Annotated in this window: 19 protein-coding genes; 13 read left to right on the top strand and 6 right to left on the bottom strand. The window is 43.5% G+C overall.

From position 1 onward, the window contains the following. The 7 genes from H70737_RS16775 (at window position 1) to H70737_RS16745 (ending at window position 7,489) form a co-directional block, all read left to right on the top strand. Window positions 1-1,221 carry a VWA domain-containing protein gene (locus H70737_RS16775; RefSeq protein ID WP_042188960.1) on the top strand — a complete coding sequence of 407 codons (1,221 nt, stop codon included), beginning with the start codon at window positions 1-3 and terminating at the stop codon, window positions 1,219-1,221. A gap of 403 nt (window positions 1,222-1,624) precedes the next feature. Beyond that, window positions 1,625-3,211, top strand: coding sequence for a tRNA (N6-isopentenyl adenosine(37)-C2)-methylthiotransferase MiaB (miaB, locus tag H70737_RS16770; protein WP_042188958.1), 1,587 nt, complete (start codon window positions 1,625-1,627; stop codon window positions 3,209-3,211). A gap of 28 nt (window positions 3,212-3,239) precedes the next feature. Next, window positions 3,240-3,689, top strand: coding sequence for a YlbF/YmcA family competence regulator (locus tag H70737_RS16765; protein WP_042188957.1), 450 nt, complete (start codon window positions 3,240-3,242; stop codon window positions 3,687-3,689). A gap of 165 nt (window positions 3,690-3,854) precedes the next feature. Then, window positions 3,855-4,625: an NUDIX domain-containing protein gene (locus tag H70737_RS16760; RefSeq protein WP_042128449.1), complete on the top strand. Its 771-nt coding sequence runs from the start codon at window positions 3,855-3,857 to the stop codon at window positions 4,623-4,625. Between the two features lie 30 nt (window positions 4,626-4,655). After that, on the top strand, window positions 4,656-5,195 hold the full coding sequence (locus H70737_RS16755) for a cysteine hydrolase family protein (protein WP_042188955.1): 540 nt from the start codon (window positions 4,656-4,658) through the stop codon (window positions 5,193-5,195). Window positions 5,196-5,247: 52 nt separating this feature from the next. Next, complete coding sequence (locus H70737_RS16750; protein WP_076283476.1) at window positions 5,248-6,699, top strand: nicotinate phosphoribosyltransferase; 1,452 nt, start codon at window positions 5,248-5,250, stop codon at window positions 6,697-6,699. A gap of 100 nt (window positions 6,700-6,799) precedes the next feature. Further along, window positions 6,800-7,489: a DUF6273 domain-containing protein gene (locus H70737_RS16745; RefSeq protein ID WP_042188953.1), complete on the top strand. Its 690-nt coding sequence runs from the start codon at window positions 6,800-6,802 to the stop codon at window positions 7,487-7,489. Window positions 7,490-7,715: 226 nt separating this feature from the next. Here H70737_RS16745 and H70737_RS16740 read toward each other — a convergent pair whose 3' ends face one another. Together H70737_RS16740 and H70737_RS16730 are read right to left on the bottom strand one after the other, a co-directional pair. After that, window positions 7,716-8,171, bottom strand: a complete 456-nt coding sequence (locus H70737_RS16740; RefSeq protein ID WP_331281383.1) for a hypothetical protein — start codon at window positions 8,169-8,171, stop codon at window positions 7,716-7,718. A 317-nt stretch (window positions 8,172-8,488) separates the two neighbouring features. Then, window positions 8,489-9,832 (bottom strand): amino acid permease, encoded by a 1,344-nt coding sequence (locus tag H70737_RS16730; RefSeq protein WP_042188951.1) that lies wholly within the window; start codon window positions 9,830-9,832, stop codon window positions 8,489-8,491. Window positions 9,833-10,154: 322 nt separating this feature from the next. Here H70737_RS16730 and H70737_RS16725 point away from each other — a divergent pair, with 322 nt between their 5' ends. The 3 genes from H70737_RS16725 to H70737_RS16715 all read left to right on the top strand — a co-directional run bounded on the left by H70737_RS16725 (window position 10,155) and on the right by H70737_RS16715 (window position 14,461). Further along, complete coding sequence (locus H70737_RS16725) at window positions 10,155-11,165, top strand: 2-oxoacid:acceptor oxidoreductase family protein (RefSeq protein WP_042188948.1); 1,011 nt, start codon at window positions 10,155-10,157, stop codon at window positions 11,163-11,165. A 25-nt stretch (window positions 11,166-11,190) separates the two neighbouring features. Then, a complete protein-coding gene (locus H70737_RS16720) occupies window positions 11,191-13,497 on the top strand; it encodes a thiamine pyrophosphate-dependent enzyme (RefSeq protein ID WP_042188947.1) in 2,307 nt (768 codons plus the stop codon). Window positions 13,498-13,867: 370 nt separating this feature from the next. After that, window positions 13,868-14,461: a hypothetical protein gene (locus H70737_RS16715; protein ID WP_042188946.1), complete on the top strand. Its 594-nt coding sequence runs from the start codon at window positions 13,868-13,870 to the stop codon at window positions 14,459-14,461. A 531-nt stretch (window positions 14,462-14,992) separates the two neighbouring features. On the opposite strand, the gene H70737_RS30410 is transcribed toward H70737_RS16715, so the two are convergent. Further along, complete coding sequence (locus H70737_RS30410) at window positions 14,993-15,205, bottom strand: hypothetical protein (RefSeq protein WP_081951146.1); 213 nt, start codon at window positions 15,203-15,205, stop codon at window positions 14,993-14,995. 99 nt (window positions 15,206-15,304) lie between these two features. Beyond that, window positions 15,305-15,817, bottom strand: a complete 513-nt coding sequence (locus H70737_RS16710; RefSeq protein ID WP_197071213.1) for a MogA/MoaB family molybdenum cofactor biosynthesis protein — start codon at window positions 15,815-15,817, stop codon at window positions 15,305-15,307. Between the two features lie 172 nt (window positions 15,818-15,989). Here H70737_RS16710 and H70737_RS16705 point away from each other — a divergent pair, with 172 nt between their 5' ends. The 3 genes from H70737_RS16705 to H70737_RS16695 all read left to right on the top strand — a co-directional run bounded on the left by H70737_RS16705 (window position 15,990) and on the right by H70737_RS16695 (window position 18,163). After that, window positions 15,990-17,015, top strand: a complete 1,026-nt coding sequence (locus H70737_RS16705; RefSeq protein ID WP_042188944.1) for a CobW family GTP-binding protein — start codon at window positions 15,990-15,992, stop codon at window positions 17,013-17,015. A 94-nt stretch (window positions 17,016-17,109) separates the two neighbouring features. Further along, window positions 17,110-17,457, top strand: coding sequence for a four-helix bundle copper-binding protein (locus H70737_RS16700; protein WP_042128424.1), 348 nt, complete (start codon window positions 17,110-17,112; stop codon window positions 17,455-17,457). Between the two features lie 241 nt (window positions 17,458-17,698). Further along, entirely contained in the window at window positions 17,699-18,163 is a 465-nt protein-coding gene (locus tag H70737_RS16695) for a hypothetical protein (RefSeq protein WP_042188942.1), read from the top strand. On the opposite strand, the gene H70737_RS16690 is transcribed toward H70737_RS16695, so the two are convergent. After that, the gene (locus H70737_RS16690) at window positions 18,140-19,393 is read right to left on the bottom strand and encodes a winged helix-turn-helix domain-containing protein (RefSeq protein WP_042188939.1); all 1,254 of its coding nucleotides are present in this window, start codon (window positions 19,391-19,393) and stop codon (window positions 18,140-18,142) included. The genes H70737_RS16695 and H70737_RS16690 overlap by 24 nt on opposite strands. Window positions 19,394-19,500: 107 nt before the next feature. Beyond that, window positions 19,501-21,588 carry an ABC transporter ATP-binding protein gene (locus H70737_RS16685; RefSeq protein WP_042188937.1) on the bottom strand — a complete coding sequence of 696 codons (2,088 nt, stop codon included), beginning with the start codon at window positions 21,586-21,588 and terminating at the stop codon, window positions 19,501-19,503. Between the last annotated feature and the right edge of the window lie 5 nt (window positions 21,589-21,593).

Below are 21,593 nucleotides of genomic sequence, written 5' to 3'. Positions count from 1 at the left end.
ATGAGTACATCCGTGGATTCAAGTGTTGTAGCTCGGTGGCGCCTTATTCTTGGTCAGTCTGCAGAAGAGCAATTGACGGTTTCTAGCGGAAACGCAAGTATTCACCTGTCTGAAGATGAACTCATCATGGACCAAGCACTGGCTGCTATCTATGATGAGACGAGCGATATCGTAAATAGTGGTGCTGCTAACTCTTCGGCTACAGGACAAAGAGGAGCGGGATCAGGTAAATCTGCACCCCGGTTGGCAAAATGGTTAGGAGATGTTCGCAATTTCTTCCCAGAGGATATCGTATCGGTTATTCAACATGATGCGATGGAGCGGAAGGGCTGGAAGCAATTATTGTTTGAGTCGGAAGTTCTGGCAACAGTGAAGCCTGATATACAGCTAGTAGGTACACTACTTTCGCTAAAAGGGAAAATTCCTGAGAAGACAAAAGATACGGCTCGCCTGTTAGTGAAGGCGGTTGTGGATGATCTTGTAAAGCGTATGGAGGAAGATCTGCGTCGGGCGGTGACGGGTGCACTGAATCGCAGAGAGCATTCTCCATTACCGTCACTTAGTGGTATAGACTGGACACGGACGATAAAACGCAATCTGAAGCATTATGATGCAGAGCGACAACAGATTATCCCTGAGAGATTCTACTTTTATGATCGGGCAAGACGAAGTAAGGAATGGACAGTCATTGTGGATATCGATCAGAGTGGTTCTATGGCAGAATCAATTATTTGGGCTTCAGTAGTTGGTTCTATTTTTGCAAGCATCCCATCGCTAAGTACCCGAGTAGTTGTATTTGATACAGAGGTCGTTGATCTGACAGAGCAATGTGCGAACGATCCTGTTGACATGTTATTCGGGATTCAGTTAGGTGGCGGTACAGATATACAAAAGTCTGTTGCTTATTGCGAACAGTTTATCGATCAACCGAAGAAGACATTATTTATCGTTATTTCGGATCTTTATGAAGGTGGGAACCAGGCAGGCTTAATCCGTCGTATGCGTCATCTGAAGGAATCTGGAGTTAGAACGATGTGCTTGCTGGCTTTATCTGATGAAGGCAAACCTTTCTATGATGAGCATGTGGCGAGATCTTTGACTCGCGATGGAACGCCCTGTTTTGCGTGTACACCTGCACTGCTGCCACAGTTAGTAGAAGGTGCACTAAAAGGACAAGATCTTACTGAATTAGCAAAAAAACTTGGGACAAAAGGGATATAACAAGAGTCGTCCTATTACAAGTTTCATAAAAAGTGATATTCAGACAAGAACTGTGATTCATTACAGTTTTTGTGGCGTATATAAATATCATACCCCCCTTTATAGAATATATTTTGGCCCTGTCGCTCGTCGGCAGGGTATTTTTTTTATGGAAGTCTTTAGAAGCGCTATTATCCTGACCTATTAAAATTTTCTTTGAGAGTATGCTCTGCTCTCACGCTGTGGTAAAATAGACCTGATTTTTTAAAAAAATACGCAAGTTAAGTTTTTACTTGATAAACCTAAATCACTGCATATTGGGATGGACATCTAAGATGGATGTAATGTTATAGAATGTGCTATAATTTTATATTAGGTTAAAACATCAATAAGCTACATTTGAGATAGAGGACGTGAAAACAGCATGACTAAGGGGAACCATAACTCACCGGACTTAAAATCCGGCAAGGGTTCGAAAGATTATTCGAAATATTTTGATTTTAGCGATGCGAAGGTAATTAGTGAAGAAGAAGGTAAGATTACTTATCGGATTAAAGGAAGAAACGTTCAAATTAATAGCCAGCCTGATTATAAAGAAGGAAAACGGCGTGGCAAGGAAGAAATAGAAGTGCATTATGATTTCGAGATTCCTGAAGAGATGCAGAATTTCGGAGTAGACAAATATTATCATATAACGACTTATGGCTGCCAAATGAATGAGCATGACACGGAAACGATGAAGGGCCTGTTGGAACAGATGGGCTACAAAAGCGTCGATGATCGGAATCATGCGGATCTCATTCTGCTCAATACTTGTGCGATTCGCGAGAATGCCGAGGATAAGGTGTTTGGAGAGCTTGGTCACCTTAAGAACTTGAAGATTGAGAAGCCAGGTCTTTTGCTGGGCGTGTGTGGCTGCATGTCGCAGGAGGAAGGCGTAGTTAATCGAATTATGTCTAAGCATGGATTCGTGGATATGATCTTCGGTACGCATAATATTCACCGTCTGCCACACCTCATTAAAGAAGCTGTATTCAGTAAAGAGCTTGTGGTGGAGGTATGGTCTAAAGAGGGCGATATTATTGAGAACTTACCGAAAAAACGTGAAGGCATGCGGGCTTGGGTAAACATTATGTATGGCTGTGATAAGTTCTGTACGTACTGTATCGTACCTTTTACACGAGGAAAAGAACGCAGCCGCCGTCCGGAGGACGTTATTGCTGAAGTAAGAGAGCTCGCGCGTCAAGGATTCAAGGAAGTGACTTTGCTGGGGCAGAACGTAAACGCATACGGTAAGGATTTTACAGACATCGATTACACCTTTGGTGACCTAATGGATGATATGCGTTTAATTGATATTCCGCGCATCCGCTTTATGACATCGCATCCACGTGATTTTGACGATAAATTGATTGAAGTACTCGGCAAAGGCGGCAACCTGGTGGAGCATATCCATCTACCGGTTCAATCGGGAAGTACTGCCGTACTTAAGAAAATGAGTCGCAAATATACTCGTGAAGCTTATCTGGAGTTAGTTCGTAAGATCAAGATAAGTGTGCCTAATGCGGTATTAAGTACCGATATTATCGTTGGTTTCCCTGGTGAGACGGATGAGCAATTCGAAGATACTCTTTCGCTAGTGCGCGAGGTTGGGTATGATATGGCATATACGTTCATTTATTCACCTCGTGAAGGTACCCCTGCAGCTGCTATGGAGGACAATGTACCGATGTCAGTGAAGAGCGAACGTCTGCAAAGACTCAATGATCTCATTAAAGAGAATAGTCGGATCATTAATGACCGTATGCTAGGTGAAGTCGTCGAGGTACTGGTAGAAGGCGAGAGTAAGAATAACTCGGAAGTCCTTTCTGGCCGTTCCCGTGCGAACAAGCTGGTCCATTTTGAAGGGTCGAAGGAGCTTATTGGCACATTTGTAAAAGTGAGAATTACAGATACCAAAACATGGTACATCAAAGGGGATATTGTGGCAGAAGCTGCTGCTGTTCATTAATCATCACATACGAATGGGGAGATGGCTTGTGAGTACAGAGGAACAACGTTTGAATAAATATGGAATGAAGACTTATAATACCCGTGACTTGATCGTACGCGAGGATATTATGGGTAAAGCCAAAGAACTGGCTACATTGATCTCGACAAGTGAAGAAGTAAAGCATTTTCAGCAGGCTGAGCAAAAAATCCTGAACCACGAGCGTGTACAAGGCCTGATTGCAACGATTAAGAAAAAGCAGAAGGAGATTGTTGCCTTCGAAAGCTTTAAAAATAAAGATATGGTAGCCAAGATCGAGCGTGAAATTGAAGTGTTGCAGGATGAAATTGACGGCATTCCAGTCGTGAACGAATTTCAGCAGAGCCAGAGTGACATCAATTATCTACTCCAGCTTGTCATTTCCGTGATTAGAGATACCGTTTCGGAAAAAATAAATGTGGAAGCCGGCACCGAGGCGCCTCCGACCACATGCGGATAACCCACACTCAGTTTAGGGGGCGGATGCAGATCCGCCCCTTTAAGTTTCACACTATACATAATCCTAATCTTTCTATGTCCAGTTGTTGATTTTAGAAGTTAAGGTTTGGTACATTTAAAGATACGAATTAGTAAAATTATAGCTTCGGAAAAGGATGGGGCAAATATGAGCGAAAATGGGGAACAAACCTATAACGCCAAAAAATATCGTACACCGGACGGAGTTCCGGCCGACATCGTAATGTTTACACTGACCAAACGCGAACGTAAGACGGTCACGAAGACGCTTCCCTTACGTGAGCTTAAGGTAATGTTAATTAGACGAAAGAAATGGCCATGTGCTGGAATGTGGGCTCTCCCAGGCGGATTCTGTCAGGAGGATGAGTCCATTTATGCTGCGGCTACACGTGAACTCAAAGAAGAGACTGGTGTAGATGGTGGTCATTTGGAATATCTGGGCGTTTACAGTACACCAGGCCGCGACCCTCGCGGATGGATTATCAGTCATGCTTTTTTTGCCCTTGTAGAAGAATGGATGTTGGAGCAAAGACAAGCTTCGGATGATGCTGGCGAGGTAGGTTTATTTACATTGCAGGAAGCACTTGAAGAGCTGGAGCTCGCTTTTGACCACCATGATATCATCAAGGATGCATATTTGCGTATTCAACAACAAATGCTTCAGACTACGATCGCAAGACAGTTTTTACCTAGACATTTTACCCTTAGTGAGCTCTATCAAGTCATTCAAACGGTAGTGCCGGAATTTAAGGAACCGAATTTTATTCGTAAAATCACTTCAACACGTAGTCGTCAGGGTATATTAAAAGAAGTAAGAGATGAAGAGGGAAATGCGCTTAGTTCAAATCAATACTCCCAGCGTCCCGCACAGCTCTATATGTTCACAGATCATGAGCCTTTGTTATCCATCTACACGTAGTGGCTTAAATCAGGAGAGGGGATTAATCTCATGAAAGCACTAATAGTGATCGACTTTACGAATGATTTTGTTAACGGAAATCTGCCGGTTGGTCAGCCAGCCGTAGATATCGAGCCTAGAATCAGCCAATTAACGTCGGAGTTTGTCCAAAGTGGCGATTATGTCGTTATGGCCGTGGATTTACATGAAGAGAATGACCCTTACCATCCGGAGAGTAAACTTTTTCCTCCTCATAATATAAGCGGGAGTGAAGGACGTGAGTTGTTCGGAGGTTTGAAATCTGTGTATGAACACAACCGCGATTCCATCTATTGGATGGACAAAACGCGTTATAGCGCTTTTAGTGGAACTGATCTGGAAATAAAGCTGCGGGAGCGTGGCATTACTGAACTTCATTTAATTGGGGTCTGCACCGATATTTGTGTATTGCACACAGCAGTGGATGCATATAACAAAGGGTTTGCAATTATTGTGCACGAAGATGCAGTTGCCAGCTTTAATCCAAATGGACATACTTGGGCGTTAGAACATTTCCGGGGAAGTTTAGGAGCAGACGTTGTTAAGGCATAATACTAGAACAGAACATACACATATAGCAGCGTAGATATTAGGAGATGAGGACTTGAGAAGAGAACTTGCGCTACATACTGATAAATATCAGATCAATATGATGTACGCTCACTGGGTGAATGGAACTCATAAACGGAAGGCTGTATTTGAGGCTTATTTCCGGAAGCTACCTTTCGGTAACGGCTATGCTGTGTTCGCAGGTTTAGAGCGTATTGTTGGTTATATCGGCGGCTTGCGGTTTACCGAAGATGATATCCGTTATTTGTCTGAGCAAGAAGAAAACTATGCTCCCGCTTTTTTGGAGGAACTGTTGCAGTTTCATTTTCAGGGAACCGTTCATTCGATGAAAGAAGGCGCTTTGATTTTTCCAGATGAGCCATTAATCCGTGTGGAAGGGACAATTATGGAGGCTCAGCTGGTGGAGACAGCCATTCTGAACTTCATGAACTACCAGACGTTGATCGCTACTAAGGCTTCACGAATTAAGCAGGTGGCTCCGAATGACATCTTGCTGGAGTTTGGTACCCGGCGTGCGCAAGAAGCAGATGCAGCGGTGTGGGGGGCTAGAGCAGCCTATATTGGCGGCTTTGATGCTACTTCTAACATGCTCGCAGGCAAAATGTTTAGTATTCCGACCAAGGGAACACATGCACATTCCTGGGTTCAGAGCTTTGGCAGCGAGCAGGAGGCTTTTGATGCCTATGCTAAGGTGATGCCGGACGAAGTTACGCTATTGGTCGACACCTTCGATACACTCCGTAGTGGGGTGCCTAATGCAATCAATACAGCCAAGAAGCTTGAGGCACAAGGTAAAAAAATGGTCGGTATCCGTTTGGATAGCGGTGACTTGGCTTATCTATCTCGTCAAGCGCGTAAGATGTTGGATGATGCTGGCCTGGATTATGTGAAGATAGTCGCTTCCAACGATTTGGATGAGAACACGATCATGGATCTGAAGCTGCAAGGCGCAGCAATTGATACTTGGGGTGTGGGTACACAACTAATCACCGCCTCTGACCAACCCTCTCTGGGTGGCGTCTACAAGCTGGTGGAAATTGAATCCGCTACTGGAGAAATGATCCCGACGATCAAGATTTCCTCCAATCCTGAAAAAGTATCCACGCCTGGCAAGAAGGACGTATTCCGGATCATCGGTAAAAATGGCAAAGCGCTTGCGGATTATATCTGCTTTCCAGAAGAGGAAGCTCCACGTAACGGTGCGCGGTTGAAGCTGTTTAATCCGCTGCATCCATACATGCATAAGTATGTCGAGCGTTATGAGGCATTGCCTATGCTAGAACCGATATACGTTAACGGATTTCAAGTGTATACTTTGCCGGATTTGAATGAGGTTCGCCGTTATCATCGGGAGCAAAAGGACCTATTCTGGCCGGAGTATCAACGTAAGCTGAATCCCGAAGTATATCGGGTGAATTTAAGTGAAAAGGTCTGGACTAGCAAGCAGCAGTTAATCGCTGAGCATATACGACCGGATATTGAATAGATTTTGCAGGATTAATTCTGTCAACAGTGTTAACGCGGGAGAGTGATATACCCGCGTTTTTTTGTTTTTTCGGAGGCTTGTAAATAAGGAGGAGAACTTAATGGAAAAGGGGAAGCTTGCTTTAGCGCCGAACAGGAACGTTAAGCCAGGTGAAATCATTACTTTCGGCACGTATTCACAATCGAAGGATGGTAAAGCGCTGCCGATTGAATGGCGTGTTCTCCATAACTCAGGTAGCGGACTGTTCGTTTTGAGCGAGGACATTTTGGAATGCAAGAGGTATCACGGCAAGAGCGCAGATATTAAATGGCGTGATTGCGTGGATATTACGTGGTACGACTGTGATTTGCGTGAGTGGCTGAACGATGAATTCTATAACAGTGCATTCAATGCTGCCGAGAAGGAATTAATAAAGACGACCCGTTGCTCAGATAACGGAGAGGGTACCCCAGATACAGAGGACAATGTTTTTTTGCTTAGCGTTGATGAAATAAAGGCATTCTCAGAGGTACACGGCAAAGAACTACGGCGTGCGGTTGGCACGGAATTTGCTAAAATGAAAAAGTATGATGGATGCAGCTTATACGTATATGATAAAACGGATAAAGATAACTATATAATCAAAGACGGCGAAGAAGTTGGCTGCTCTTGGTGGTGGCTGCGAACACAGGGAAACAAACCTTCACGTGCGTTTTTTGTCGGACCGAGTTACAGTATTCGCAGCTATGCGAATGTCAGTGTAGCCCGTGACGGCGTCCGTCCCGCTATGGTAATTAATCTTCCACGATAAAGACAATCGGTTTTGAGTGGCAATAATTAAAAAGAGGCGTGTCCCTCTCTTCGCTAATGTGAAGAACAAGGGATACACCTCTTTTTATTAAGTATTATTAATACACACTGGAAGATCTTGTATCTCAATTATTTAAACATCTAAAGCTTGCAATTTAAAAAGAGATTCTCGATTTCCAAAGATCGACTTCTTGGTGCCTGCAAAATTACACATCCCATTATTATAACTACAGTCCGATAAACATATTTCTACTAAACGGCCCCCAGTTTGCCCCTGTGTACCCTGATCTCCCCTCTAAATTAACAAAACAAGGGAGCAAGATATACAGAACACCCATAGTAGCATTTGTATTGAAGGTCATAACAAATCTCATTTTTGAATTATCAATTGCAGCTATCATACCCTTATCAGCACGAATTGTATTCTCTCTAGTAAGGGCCTCTCCCATTCCTACACTAGCTATGTCATTTGGATTTGGCATATTACTTCTTATCCAATAATTCGAAATATTTGTTGCAGATGCTAAATCCGCAGGTTGATCGTAAGTAACTAAAATTTGATTCAAAGCAATTTGTCTTGCCTCCACTACGACAGGATGAGGCATCACCATTTCTCTATCGTCAACAGTTGTATTCCTCATCCTATTGGGATAAATCATAGTAGAATTATTATACATAGACATTCTGTTCCCTCCATTATTAATTACAATAGTCATTTGTCACGAGACATTGTATGTAAAGGAGTCATGATTAGTGTTAGATAAACGAATATACAAAAAAAAGCGCGGGAGAGTGATGTTCCTGCGTTTTTTTGTTTTTTGTCAAAACGAAAAAGTCCGATGGATTCATAACCAAAGACGGCGAAGAAGTTGGCCGCTCATGGTGGTGGCTGCGAGCACGTTTTGAACGGCAACAATTAAAAGAGGCGTATCCCTCTCTTCACGAATGTGAAGAACAAGGGATACACCTCTTTTTGATACATGGGTCCGAGCTAGAACCTTTAATTCTTTTTCTTGAATTTTAAGAACGACCAAATCGTAAGCATCAACAGAACTGCTAGGCATGTTCCTATACTGATACGGTTCTGAACATCGAAGAGAAAAGAAACCGCGATAACAGTTAAACAAACCAGTGTAACAACGGTTATATAAGGAAATCCCCATACCTTAAAGGTTGGTTCTTTCGGATAGGATTTTCTCAGTTTAAGTTGTGACATACAAATGCTGATCCATACGAGAATAACCACAAAGCCTGGAACAGCCATTAGCAAACGGAACAATCCATCCTGGGCGAAGTACGCTAACAAGGAACCAATAACAAGAACAACGGCACAGAGCTTCAGACTGTTGATGGGTACACCTTTTGCAGAGGTTTTTGCCAAGCTGCGTGGTGCTTCGCCCTGTGACGCCATAGAATGCAGCATCCGAGTGGCGCCATAAATACCAGAATTGGCAGCAGAGAGCACCGCTGTAATCAGAATAAAGTTCATGATGTGATCGGCACCCTTAAGTCCTGTTGCGGCTAATACCTGAACAAACGGGCTTGTATGCTCATTCAGTTGATTCCAGGGTATTAATCCACAGATGATTAGGATCGGTAAGGTATAGAACAGAATAACGCGCAGAATGAAGCTTTTGACAACCTTAGGTAAGACCTTCTCTGCATCCTGTGTCTCCGTCAAGGTTAGCCCAATCAACTCTGACCCACCGTAGGAGAACATGACGACAAGAAGGGCAGAGAAAATGGGGGCCCAGCCTCTCGGGAGAAATCCACCATAGTCTGTAAAGTTGTGTAAGTAAGGCGTAGCCTCAGACATAGGCAACAGTCCAAAAATTAATGAGCTTCCTAAGATAATGAAGATGATGATCATTGCGATTTTGATCCCGGCTAACCAAAACTCCGTTTCTCCATAACCACCTACACTCATCATGTTGATGCCGATAATTAGAGCTCCACTTGCAAGACTAAGCAGCCATAAAGGAACATCCGGTAACCAGTATTGCAAGAAGCTGCCCGCTGCCAGCACTTCAATTACACAAACGGTCAACCACATGAAGCAATATAACCAGCCCACGATAAAGGAGAGTCGTTCTCCAAAAGCCTCACGGATGAAGTCCTTCATATTCCTATTCGGGTACACCGTAGCCATTTCGGCTATTGCCCCCATGACCACTAAGAGTAGCAGGCCTGCTAATACATAAGTAAGAATTACCGCAGGTCCGGCAATGCTTATGGTCTCAGAACTTCCTTTAAAAATCCCAGTACCGATTACTCCGCCCATCGCCATAAAGCTGATATGCCGAGGAAGCAATTTCTTCTGTAATGATGCTTCGTTTGACTTCACAATTAATGCCTCCTAAGCTGTCTTCGAAAAATTACACCAAGCATCAGTTTATCCTGAAACGGACTAGTTGAAAAGTAAAAATAACACACATTTTTATGAAGAGGCGTGACTTTTCACTGGAGTGTGATATTTATCATGAAGAATGTGATGAATTTAACATCTTAATTTTTAATTTTATTGCTAAATAAAAGTAGCTAAATAAGCTTAGGTAACACATGGAAAATGCAAGATTTGTCACTTCGCGACTTGCAAAATCAAGATACAATCGTTGAAAAAGTCAAAAGGATATTATACGGATGACATTCTGAAAGGGGCTATGTCGGTGGTACAGTTACCAAAAGTGAACGAACTCGGATTTTTTGAGATTCGTCTGGAATCAATTGGAGGGCTAGGCGCGAACTTAGCTGGTAAAATGCTTGCAGAAGCAGGCGTTGTCGGTGCTGGAATGAATGGAGTGAGCTTTTCATCCTATGGTTCTGAGAAAAAGGGATCAGCGGTAAAGGCACATATCCGTTTTTGTGATTTGAACACACATATTCGTGACACTTCGCCGGTAGAACGACCTCACGTCGTAGGCATATTCCATGAAGCGTTGGCAAAGACCGTCAACGTGACTAGCGGAATTTATGATCATAGCACGGTGCTAGTGAACTCGGCTAAGTCGCCAGAGGAATTGAAGTCCTCCCTGAACATGATGGCAGGAACTATAGCAGTTGTTGATGCTACATCAATCGCATTAGATGAGAAGAACCGCGTAAACATGGCAATGTTAGGTGCGTTGTTTCGGATGTGTGATTTCTTGGATCCTGAAATTATGAAGGGGGTTATCGAGAAATCACTTGGCAAAAAATATCCGCAGGCTGTTCAATCCGCACTAACTACTTTCGAACGTGGATTTAATGAAGTTACTTTCATGCATTTCCCTTTGCCTGAAGGTGCGATTATGCCTGAGTTCGTTCGGTCTGATATTTCGGCCTTAGGTTATGAAACTCAGCCTATTGGTGGTACCATTACGAATCCTGGCAGCAGCTTTTTAAAGAATCTTAGCATTTCAAGATCCGGTTTATTGCCTCATTTTAAATTAGAGGATTGTATTCATTGTGCGCAGTGCGATACGGTATGTCCTGATTTATGTTTTGTTTGGGATGAGCAGCCTGATAAGAAGGGACGTCCGCAAATGTTCCTGCAAGGCATTGATTATCAATACTGCAAAGGCTGTTTAAAATGCGTAGAAGCTTGTCCTACAACGGCTTTGTCTGGCGAACGCGAGGAAGATGGCTACGCTGAGAGCCATACAGTCCGGCATATTTTTGATCTTGTTACTGAGGGTTAATTAACGGAGGAAAGGTGGAATACACGTGGCTATTGATTATGAAAAAGAAGTAGGCTCAACGAAGGTAGAGCAGAAATTCCTATATGAATCCGGTAATGAAATGGCGGCTTATGCTGCCCATCAAATAAATTATCACGTCATGGGTTATTTTCCGATCTCCCCATCGACAGAAGTCGCTCAATTTCTTGATACCATGAAAGCGAACGGTCAGCATGATATTATGCTTATTCCATCAGATGGCGAACACAGTTCTGCAGGAATCTGTTATGGAGCTTCGACGGCTGGTGGACGTGTATTTAATGCTACCAGTGCTCAAGGTTATATGTTCATGCTAGAGCAATTGCCGGTACAAGCTGGTACACGGATGCCTATGGTAATGAATTTGATCTGCCGCTCGATTTCCGGTCCGCTTAATATTCATGGTGACCATTCTGATTTGTATTTTGCGCTTAATACGGGCTGGCCGATTCTGATGTGCCGTGATCCACAATCCGTTTATGATATGAATCTGATGGCACTTAAGCTTGCTGAGCACGCAAAAGTGCGTCTTCCAGTAATGGTAGCATCAGATGGGTATTTTACTTCTCACCAGAAACGTCGCGTACAGGCATTTACTCACCGTGAGGATGTTCATAAATTCGTTGGCCCACAACCACCGGTAGGCTTCACAGATACACTAGACCGCAATAATCCAGTTACCGTAGGTCCTTACATGAACGAACCTGATTATATCAACAACCGTTATCAGCAGTCGGTAGCGATGTATAATGCGGGTGAAGTCTTCGAAGAAATTGCTAAGGAATTCGCTGAAATGACTGGACGCCACTATCCAATGATCGAAGAGTATCGGATGGAAGATGCGGAAGTAGCCGTATTCTTGATGAACTCTGCGTCAGAGATCATTAAAGATGTTGTAGATCAGCTTCGTTTGCAAGGGATCAAAGCAGGTGCAATTTCGCCGAATATGATTCGTCCTTTCCCGCAGAAGCAAATGGCTGAAGTACTGAAGAATGTTAAGGCAATCACTGTAGGCGACCGTGCAGATTCGGTTGGTGGTCACGGCGGTAATATGGTAAATGAGATCAAGGCAGCCTTGTTCACCTATGGTAACACTACTACAAAGGTAATTAGCCGTATTTACGGGTTGGGCGGTAAGGACTTCTACGCAGAAGATGGTCATGCATTCTTCCAATTAGCTTTGGACGCCGTTGCTGCAGACCGTGTTGATGTTCCATTTGACTACTATGGTCACAATCCAGGTGCACCGGACAAAGCGCCAGAGCGTTTATTGAAGCCGATGGACTTTGATTCGCTGAAGACAGGATTAATTACGGTTAAACAGGATGAAGCAACAGGGAAACTAAGTGTGCGGATACCCCCACTGCGCAGCTTGACGAAGAAACCTAAACGGCTTGCACCAGGTCATGGCGCTTGTCCAGGCTGTGGAATTTTCTCAGGACTGGAGACGTTCTTCAAAGGCATTGAAGGGGATATCGTAGCGCTTTATCACACGGGTTGTGCGATGGTAACAACTACGGGCTATCCATATTCTTCTCATAAATCTACGTTTATTCATAACCTGTTCCAAAATGGTGCAGCTACCTTATCCGGTGTCGTAGAAATGTTCTGGGAACGCAAACGCCGTGGTGAATTGGACGGACTTGGGCTTCAAGACGACTTCACATTTGTAATGGTAACTGGTGATGGTGGTATGGACATCGGAATGGGACCTGCAATTGGAGCTGCACTACGCGGTCACAAAATGATTATCGTAGAGTACGATAACGAAGGTTACATGAACACAGGTGCACAGCAGTCCTATTCCACACCACTGGGTCACCGTACATCTACATCAAGCATTGGTAAGAATCAGCAAGGTAAAGTTACACAGCATAAGGATACTGCGCAAATCATGGCAGCTACTAACATTCCATATGTCTTCACAGGTTCCGAAGCTTACCCGCAGGATCTTGTGAAGAAAGCGGCAAAAGCACAATGGTACGCTCAGAACGAAGGACTTGTGTACGGTAAAATCCTGATCGCATGCCCACTGAACTGGATGTCTGAGGATAAAGAGGGTACCAACATCGTTTCGCTGGCTGTTGAATCTTGCTTCTTCCCTCTATATGAAGTGGAGCATGGTTCTACGAATATTACGTACAATCCAGAGGATAAGGGCAAACGCGTTGAGCTCTCCGCTTGGTTGAAGACAATGGGCAAAACCCGTCATTTACTGAAGCCTGAGAATGAGCCGGCTTTACGCAGCTTCGAGGCAGAAGTGGAACGTCGCTGGAATCGTCTGAAAGCGAAACATGAGCATCCTGATTTGTAAAATATAATGATTCATAACCCGGCAGACTAGTCTGTCGGGTTATTTTTTATTTAACTTTATAGAACAGATTTGTCATTGACATTAAATACGTCAAAATTATCGCTAATACTTCGTATGTGGATGCTGTACAGGAGATTCAGGGGGGTTCAAGGGTTCGGAAGATCGGAATGCTTATGAACAGAATTCACAAAGCGTCCTTCTTTAGATGGGAGATCTCTGATGTCATGATTCAATTTGTAGCCAATTATCCAGATTCTTTTTTAAGGGCTGAGTAATCATTTGGAGTTGTAAGACATGCTGGGAGTCCTCTTGGTGCCACCTTGGATGTGGTATTATATGGAGAATGTAGGAGAGAGGAGGACTGATTTTAATGAGCTGGATCTTTTGGATTTGTTTTATTGTTTCTTTACTAGTGTCCTATTGGGATCAGCGAAAAACATTGAGATTAAAGGATTGGGCGTTAATTATTGGGGCTTTTTTACTTTGTGAGTTCTACGTCAATTTCTTTGGGTTACTGATTCCTGTGGGTTTTATCATTGGATTGATTGTTATGAAAAAAAAGAAGCAGTTTCTTTTTTCAAAAGCACTTATTTTTGGGTTGATTAGTGTCTGTGTTATTTTCTATGGTCCTAAGATTAGTTTGAATGAAATCCATGAGCTAACGAAGGCTAATAAATATACTGAGCAATTTAATCAGATTAAATCCGTTTCACAATTTTCCGTCGAATCAGATATTAACGATGTACTTCGGACGTCAGCAAATCAATTAAAAGATAATAATCCAAAGTCAGAAATACCTGTAGAGGATCCTCATGTAGCCTTCAGTATATGGGTTCTCCAGCATAGAGATGTAGCAATTAAGGATTTAGATTGGTTATGGTATGAGGCTCCGTTAGAATTACATTATTATTGGCAATCTAACCGCCCAGATCAGCGGGTTACATTGGAATACGTTTTTTTTTAATGAGGTTGGATACATGGGTGTGTTTGAAAGAGAGAATGAGAAGGAACCCTACTATCTGCGGAAGATATATGAGTTTGAACGGTTGAAAACATTTAATCCACAGATCCCTTGATCATATAAAAATGGAGGTTATTCACTAAACTACGACTTATGAAGGGATATTTACGCGTGAAAAGTCAAAATCGGACACAGTTGATCTTAAACGCAGCTTTTTCACACATTTCAAATGTTAACGGACTCCAGTGCAGCTATTAGCATGAAAAACAACAAAAAAGAGCCCTTTTCGAAGAAATAGGGACTCTGAAGTCCGAAACTCTTCTAAAAAGGCTGAAAACTAGCGAATAATGTCAACTGGGTCCGACAGCCTCTGGGATTATAATCTAAATACACAGAGCAGCGAATCTATGAAAATAGAATAATACACAAGCAGTCAAATGTTTTCTACAGAAAAAAGCGAGAGAAGACCCAATGCATTTTGCACGGGTCTGTCTCTCACATATAGGGGACCTTTAATAGTGTTGTGAAGTAAAGTTATCTTCCGCCTCTAGGCATCATGGAGTTATCCACAAATACATCTTTAACAGAATAAGTGTAGCAATGGCGAGGTACGGGTACACAGTGGTGACGTCTTACGATTTCAACTGGATGAATCACATTTACTACTTGTGGGTGGAAGTGATCTTGATAAACCACTTTAGGTGGGTCAGTAACCGTTTGGGCCGGGCATTTTGGACATTCAGACATTTCCTTCAGCTCCTTTTGTGTGTGGACTTACCGTATTATACGCACAGAACAAAAGCCTGCTTGGTTGTTTGTCTATTGTATTTAAAAATGGGTATTTGCTTAACGCTTGTAAATTTCACGCATAACATGGCGAAGTTCCGGGATAATTAACCGTTCCATAGCCAGTTTTACGGCTCCAGTAGAGCCAGGCATAGAAAAGATAGCGGTCTTTCCCATGGTGCCTGCAATGGCTCGACTAAGAATAGCTGCCGAACCGATGTCCTCTGTGAAGCTTAGCATCCGAAAAATTTCACCGAAGCCGGGTAATGTTTTATCTAGCAAAGAGGCAACAGCTTCATACGTCGTATCCCGTGGAGAAATCCCTGTTCCACCTGTCAGGAGTACAGCTTCTATTCCGGCGTGGTCAACACATTTATACAATAGCTCACGAATATCCTGATAATTATCTTTCGTAATGGTGCTGCCTATCACTTCATACCCGGCTTTTTCGAGCATAGATTTAATCAAAGCTCCTCCGGTATCTGTTTCAATAGTTCTGGTGTCCGAGACAGTAATGATATAGCAGGAAACGGTTTGAGGCGCTTCTTTCCGATGTTCTTCAACAGATGACAAATGGCTCAACTCCTAGATTAGAGATGTTATCATGATAGGGTATGGCAGAAGTAAAGACAAGCTTACTTGTACTCACAAAATTCAGCAGGAATTTGGGGTGCCGCTTGCGTGCTTCGCGCGCATGTAGTACACTCGCTACACATAACTGTAATTTGCTGGGGAGCGATGAAACATGGAACAGGTCGTACCTGTGTATATATTGTCAGGATTTCTGGGGAGCGGCAAAACAACACTGCTGCAGCGCCTACTAGATCATTGGAAAAATCAGGGTTTACGCCCAGCAGTCGTGATGAATGAGCTGGGTGAAGTGAATTTAGATGGATTGCTAGTTGAGCAAACTGTCCCTATGGCAGAACTACTTGGTGGATGCATATGCTGTTCTATCCGAAGTGATCTTAGTACAGAACTCGCAACACTGATCAAGAAAGAGACTCCGGATGTCGTAGTGATCGAGGCAACAGGCGCTGCCAATCCGCTGGAAATTGTGGATGGCGTAACCGAGATTTCGTTGTATCAAAAAGTAGAACTGAAAAGCTTGATCACCGTCGTTGACGCCGCGCATCTTCTTGAACTGTATCGCGCACAACAGGGGGCAACTTATCGTTTGATGCAGGAGCAGATTCGCTGCGCTTCTGTCTTGCTATTGAATAAAGTTGACCGTGTAACCGCTGAAGAGGCGGAGGAGGTTAACGCTGTACTGCGGAAATGGAACGCTTATGCACCCATTCTGCCAACTGTGCGTTGTGAGGTGGAACCGGAGGAACTGCTGCGTGATGCAGGTGGAGTTCTTACGGATAAACAGCTGGAAGAGGTTAAGGACGCGAGCGAAAGCTTCATGCATGATGAAGATGAACACACTACTGGTGGCACACATACTAGCCACGATCATGTGATGGCGTACACACATTATTTTAAACGTCCAGTAAACAGTGAAGAATTCGAACAGTTCGTTAAGGAATTGCCACGTGATGTTTATAGAGCTAAAGGTATTGTGACCTTTAATGACACCTCCAGCCGGTTTCTTTTCCAATATGCCTATCGTGAAGCTGATTTTATGAAAATCACACCACAAGGCGAAGTGCCTGACGTTGCCGTATTTATCGGCGAACATTTCTCATCAAATGAACTGCGCACTAGATTACTGGAGATGGAGGGACGTACCTTCGTTCGTCCTAGTACAGTTAAGAGAAGTCTATAATCAGATCTCCTTGTCAGAAGTTGTAATGGTTCATTCCTAATCTTGTAGGTTAATAGTATCGCATACCCTATAAAAATACAGGAGGTTTAAGGCTATGACCCGAATTCAATATCAGGAGTGCATTGACGCTTGTTTAGAAAGTATGAATGCCTGTAATTATAGCTATGTCTCAAGCCTAAAAGAATATGATCTTGCTTCTCTGCGTGAAAGCATGCGGCTAGATCGTGAATGTGCGGATATTTGTTCATATGCCGTACAAGCGATGACTCGCCAAAGTCCGTTTGTAGCCGGAATTCTCCGTCTGTGTGCCGAAATTTGTGAAGCCTGTGCAGATGAAAGCAGCAAGCATATACATACACATTGTCAGGAATGTATTGATGCCTGCCGTAGATGTGCTGAGGCATGCCGTTTGATTAGCGATGCGGTTGAAGTATACGCGTAAGGTTGTATACCCAACCTAACTATATAATAAGCAAATGACCAGACCATTGCTGTGGATGTACAGCATGGTCTGTTTTTCTTTTTAGCACAAGGCTAGATTAAATTTCGTTTCTAGAAGAGGAAATATGTAGGGAACTGGAGAATTAACAGTAGATATGAAGCGAACATAAACTTCTCCGATTCACCTGGATGATATCAGTTTATTATAGCTCTGGCAGGCCGAACAGAAGTGGAGGGGAAAGATGAAGCATACACAAGTACCAGAGAGTGAACAATCCAAGGAGTTATTTGCGTATTTTGGACTAGCAGTTTATTATGGTCAAGCTCTAGAACAGCAGTTGACCAATTTGTTATTGCTCACCAAATTATCACAAGGGAAGACGCCCACTGAAGCAGATCTGACTGATTTGTATCAGCGAAAACTCAGCAATTCTCTCGGTCAACTCATCAAAGAAATTCAGCATCACTTTCCTTTCTCAGAGCAAGAAACCGCTCAGCTAGAAGAAGTGTGGAAGCAGCGTAACCATATCGTTCATGATTATTTCAAGGAACGGATACAAGAAACGTTCACCCCCGCTGGAAGGGCGAAAATGATTGAGGAGTTAAAACGATTCAAAAATAAAGCAAGAAGGCTAGAGATCAAATTACAAGGCTATTGTACAGAAATGTTCACGAAACTGGGGTTAGAAGAGGAAACTTTGCACTAATAACCCTTCTAATCCGCACTCCTCTACAACCTCCGGTCTAAAATGAATCTTAGAAGCTCTAACGCAGCGTGACAGTGCAGATAGAGCTTCGCCTAATGCCGGAAGCATCTCTGGCGTTAGGTGTTCACCGGGTTCCCACCACCAATTCATAATGTTCAATGTTTGGCTCTTCTTATCCATCACCGGTTCAAATCTCGCAATAAAACGATCATTATATAATATAGGCAGTACATAATAACCATACTCCCGTTCCAAGGGTGGCTTATAGACTTCCCAGCGGTAATGAAATCCAAATAATTGTCGGATCAGCTCTCGATCCCATATCAAGTTATCGAGTGGAGCTAAGACAGCCGCAAACGAATAACTTGAATGACTTTCAGCATCTTCAGACTCCTGCTGTATTACAGCTTCTAAAGTTAGAGCGTCCATGCTACGGATGTAGAGTGGAAGCTTAATACCCTCCACTAGAACTTCTCTGAGACTGTCTGCCATTAACAGTCTTTGAATCGCTTCAGTACGTTCCTTGCTCTTTAGACCAGAAATTCCAAGCCATCCATCGCCAGATTTATTCCATAACAGTCCGATGCTACCTATTCTACGTAGCACATACCAATCATGAAATTGTTCATCAGTGGGGTTAGGGTCTTCAGTGTTTAAAAGATTATGAGGAAGCAGGCGTTCAGTGAAATCGTAATACCGACGGGTATGAACACGATGATGAACGACTACTTCCCCCCAAAAGTACATACTTTCCAAAGCGGCCCGGGTTAATCTAGCCGGAGCCCAAGCCCAATCCACCTTATCCTTACCATCTAGATCCAGAGAGGAGAGGGGGCCGCGCTTTAATAGCTCTCCACGAACCTGTTCTACTGTAGCCATTACTGGCTCATTGGCCCGATGGTGTGTGGCTGATGCCTCTCTTCTGCGTTTAAAATAAGGCCAGTCCTCTGTACAATAAATGGACATGTTCTTGTCCCAGCCATCTATTAGAAGTCGGTCTTGATACAGTAGCTCTTGGGCTTGCTCAGGTGTGAAACCGGGAACTCGTGCTTGGAGGACAAGCTCATGGTTATGGCCTGCGATGTTAAGTGGATCATATTGGATACAGCCTACGTGACGAACATAATCATAAATACTAAGTTTACCTGCAGGTAGAGCGCTCCTAGTTAACTTTTGGTGAGCCAGGAGAAAAAGTCGAGCTTGCTTCTTAGTTATAGTGTATGTACGCATCAAATGCCTCCTTCACCTATATGTATTATTTTTCATTTTACAGAACAAACGTTCTAATATCAAGTATAGAAAAACCCTGAATCACAGGATGTGACTCAGGGGATCGATTACATCTTCTCTAACGATGGTTGCAAGCTGCCTAACGAAGGTCGGGAGGGTGCACCATTGTTATTGTCTATGCTGTTAGAACCAGCACCTACTTGTAGCTGGTACATCCGGAAGTATCTACCGCCGAGTGCCATCAGCTCATCGTGGCTACCGCGCTCTACAATCTCACCATGATGCAGAACAAGAATCTGATCTGCACTGCGTATCGTGGAAAGACGGTGTGCGATGATGAATGTGGTGCGTCCTTTTTTGAGGACTTCTAATGCATCTTGAATGACGCTTTCTGTCTCCGTGTCGATATTGGAGGTAGCTTCATCAAGAATCAGAATAGCTGGGTCGAAGGAGAGCGCTCTGGCAAACGAAATCAATTGCCGCTGACCTGCAGAAAGGGTGCTCCCTTTTTCAATAACCGGTTCATCAAAACCTTGAGGAAGGTGGGCCAGCAATTTATCTGCTCCGACTTCCCGTAAAGCCCGTTCAACCCGTTCGCGTGAGATTCGTTCATCCCCCAGGCTGACATTGGAAGCAATAGTGCCAGTGAAGAGGTAAGGGTCTTGAAGAACAATCCCCATGTGATTGCGTAGCCATTGCTTCGGAATATCTGTAACCTTCTGGCCATCAATCGTGATTTCACCTTTCTGTGGATCATAGAACCGGAATAATAAGTTGATGATCGAGCTTTTTCCGGAACCGGTGTGACCTACTAGAGCAACAGTTTCGCCTGGGCGTGCTTCAAAGGAAATATCGCGAAGGACGAAGTCTTTTTTATAAGCAAAAGAGACGTTCTTAAACTCCACTTTTCCTTTATAGCGCGGCATGGAACCATCGGTAACATTCTCCCCAGGCTCATCCATAAGAGTAAACACACGACCCGCAGACACCATAGAAGTGTCGAGATTTGCAAGCTGATTCACCATACCTGTAATCGGTTGGAACAAACGTCCAAGCACATCGACGAAGGCGTATAGAACACCTAAAGATACAAATGTAGAACCCGTAATACTGCCATGTCCGAAATACCAAAGCACCATCACAAAAGAGAGACTGCGTAGAGAGTTCACCAGGTTGTGGGAGGTGAAGGCATTCAGATTCAGCATTTTATTCTGATATTTCAAGTAGTCATCGTTCAGATGCTCAAATTCTTCACCAAGCTGCTTCTGACGGCGGAATATACGAACAATGGACATTCCTTGAATAGATTCATTAATGATAGCGTTGATCTCACTCAGACGTGAGCGGATGATCGTATTGTATTTTGTAGCGATTTTACGGTAGAGCACGATCCAAAGAATAAGAATCGGGATGATGAACAAGCTGATCAGACCTAGCCGAACATCGAGCAAGAACAAGGCGATGTATACACCAGTAATATTAATAATACCAGTGCTGAAATTAGAGAGAACGGCAATAAATAGATCCTTTATCGCCTCAGTATCATTAGTTACACGTGACACTACCTTACCTGCTGGCAAGTTGTCAAAAAAGTAAACCGGAAGTCGCTGGATATGCGCATACACATCTGTTCGTAGTTTTCGGATTACCTGATTCGCCGAAGATTGCAGCCAATAGGTTTTACCGAATTCGGCAAAGATCGAGATGACCAGGAAGATAGCGTACAAACCGACCAGCTGATAAATACCAGGGAGCTCAGGTTTGTAAAAATCAAACAGTTCATCCGCTGAAAGTTTAACCGCAGGATAGATGACTTCGTCCTGGCCGCGCGTGATATGCATTTCACCATTACTGAACTTTCTCTCACCATCGGACTGTGTTACGGCTTCATTGATAAAGTAGAAACTTCGTCCCGATTGAAGAATGCGAATTTCTTGACCCTTAGCTTCCCCGGGTTCAAATCGGTCTCCGCGTTTGTAATAAGCGTTGTTATACTGAACTGCCTCATCAGGTGATGCAGTACTAAAATAAGGCTTTTCGATGGCCAACATATGATTGTCAATCATGCTTTTGGCAATAAATGGACCTGCCAGTTCAGCCGCTACCCCGATGGAGAGGAGTAGAAGGGCTGCGATAAAGGTTTTTTTTGCGGTCAATGCGTATTCAAGCAGGCGTTTGCCTGTACTCTTTGTCAACGGTG

It is taken from the genome of Paenibacillus sp. FSL H7-0737 (genome assembly GCF_000758545.1).
GTDB lineage: Bacteria > Bacillota > Bacilli > Paenibacillales > Paenibacillaceae > Paenibacillus_AQ.
This window is presented reverse-complemented; position numbering and strand designations above follow the sequence as displayed.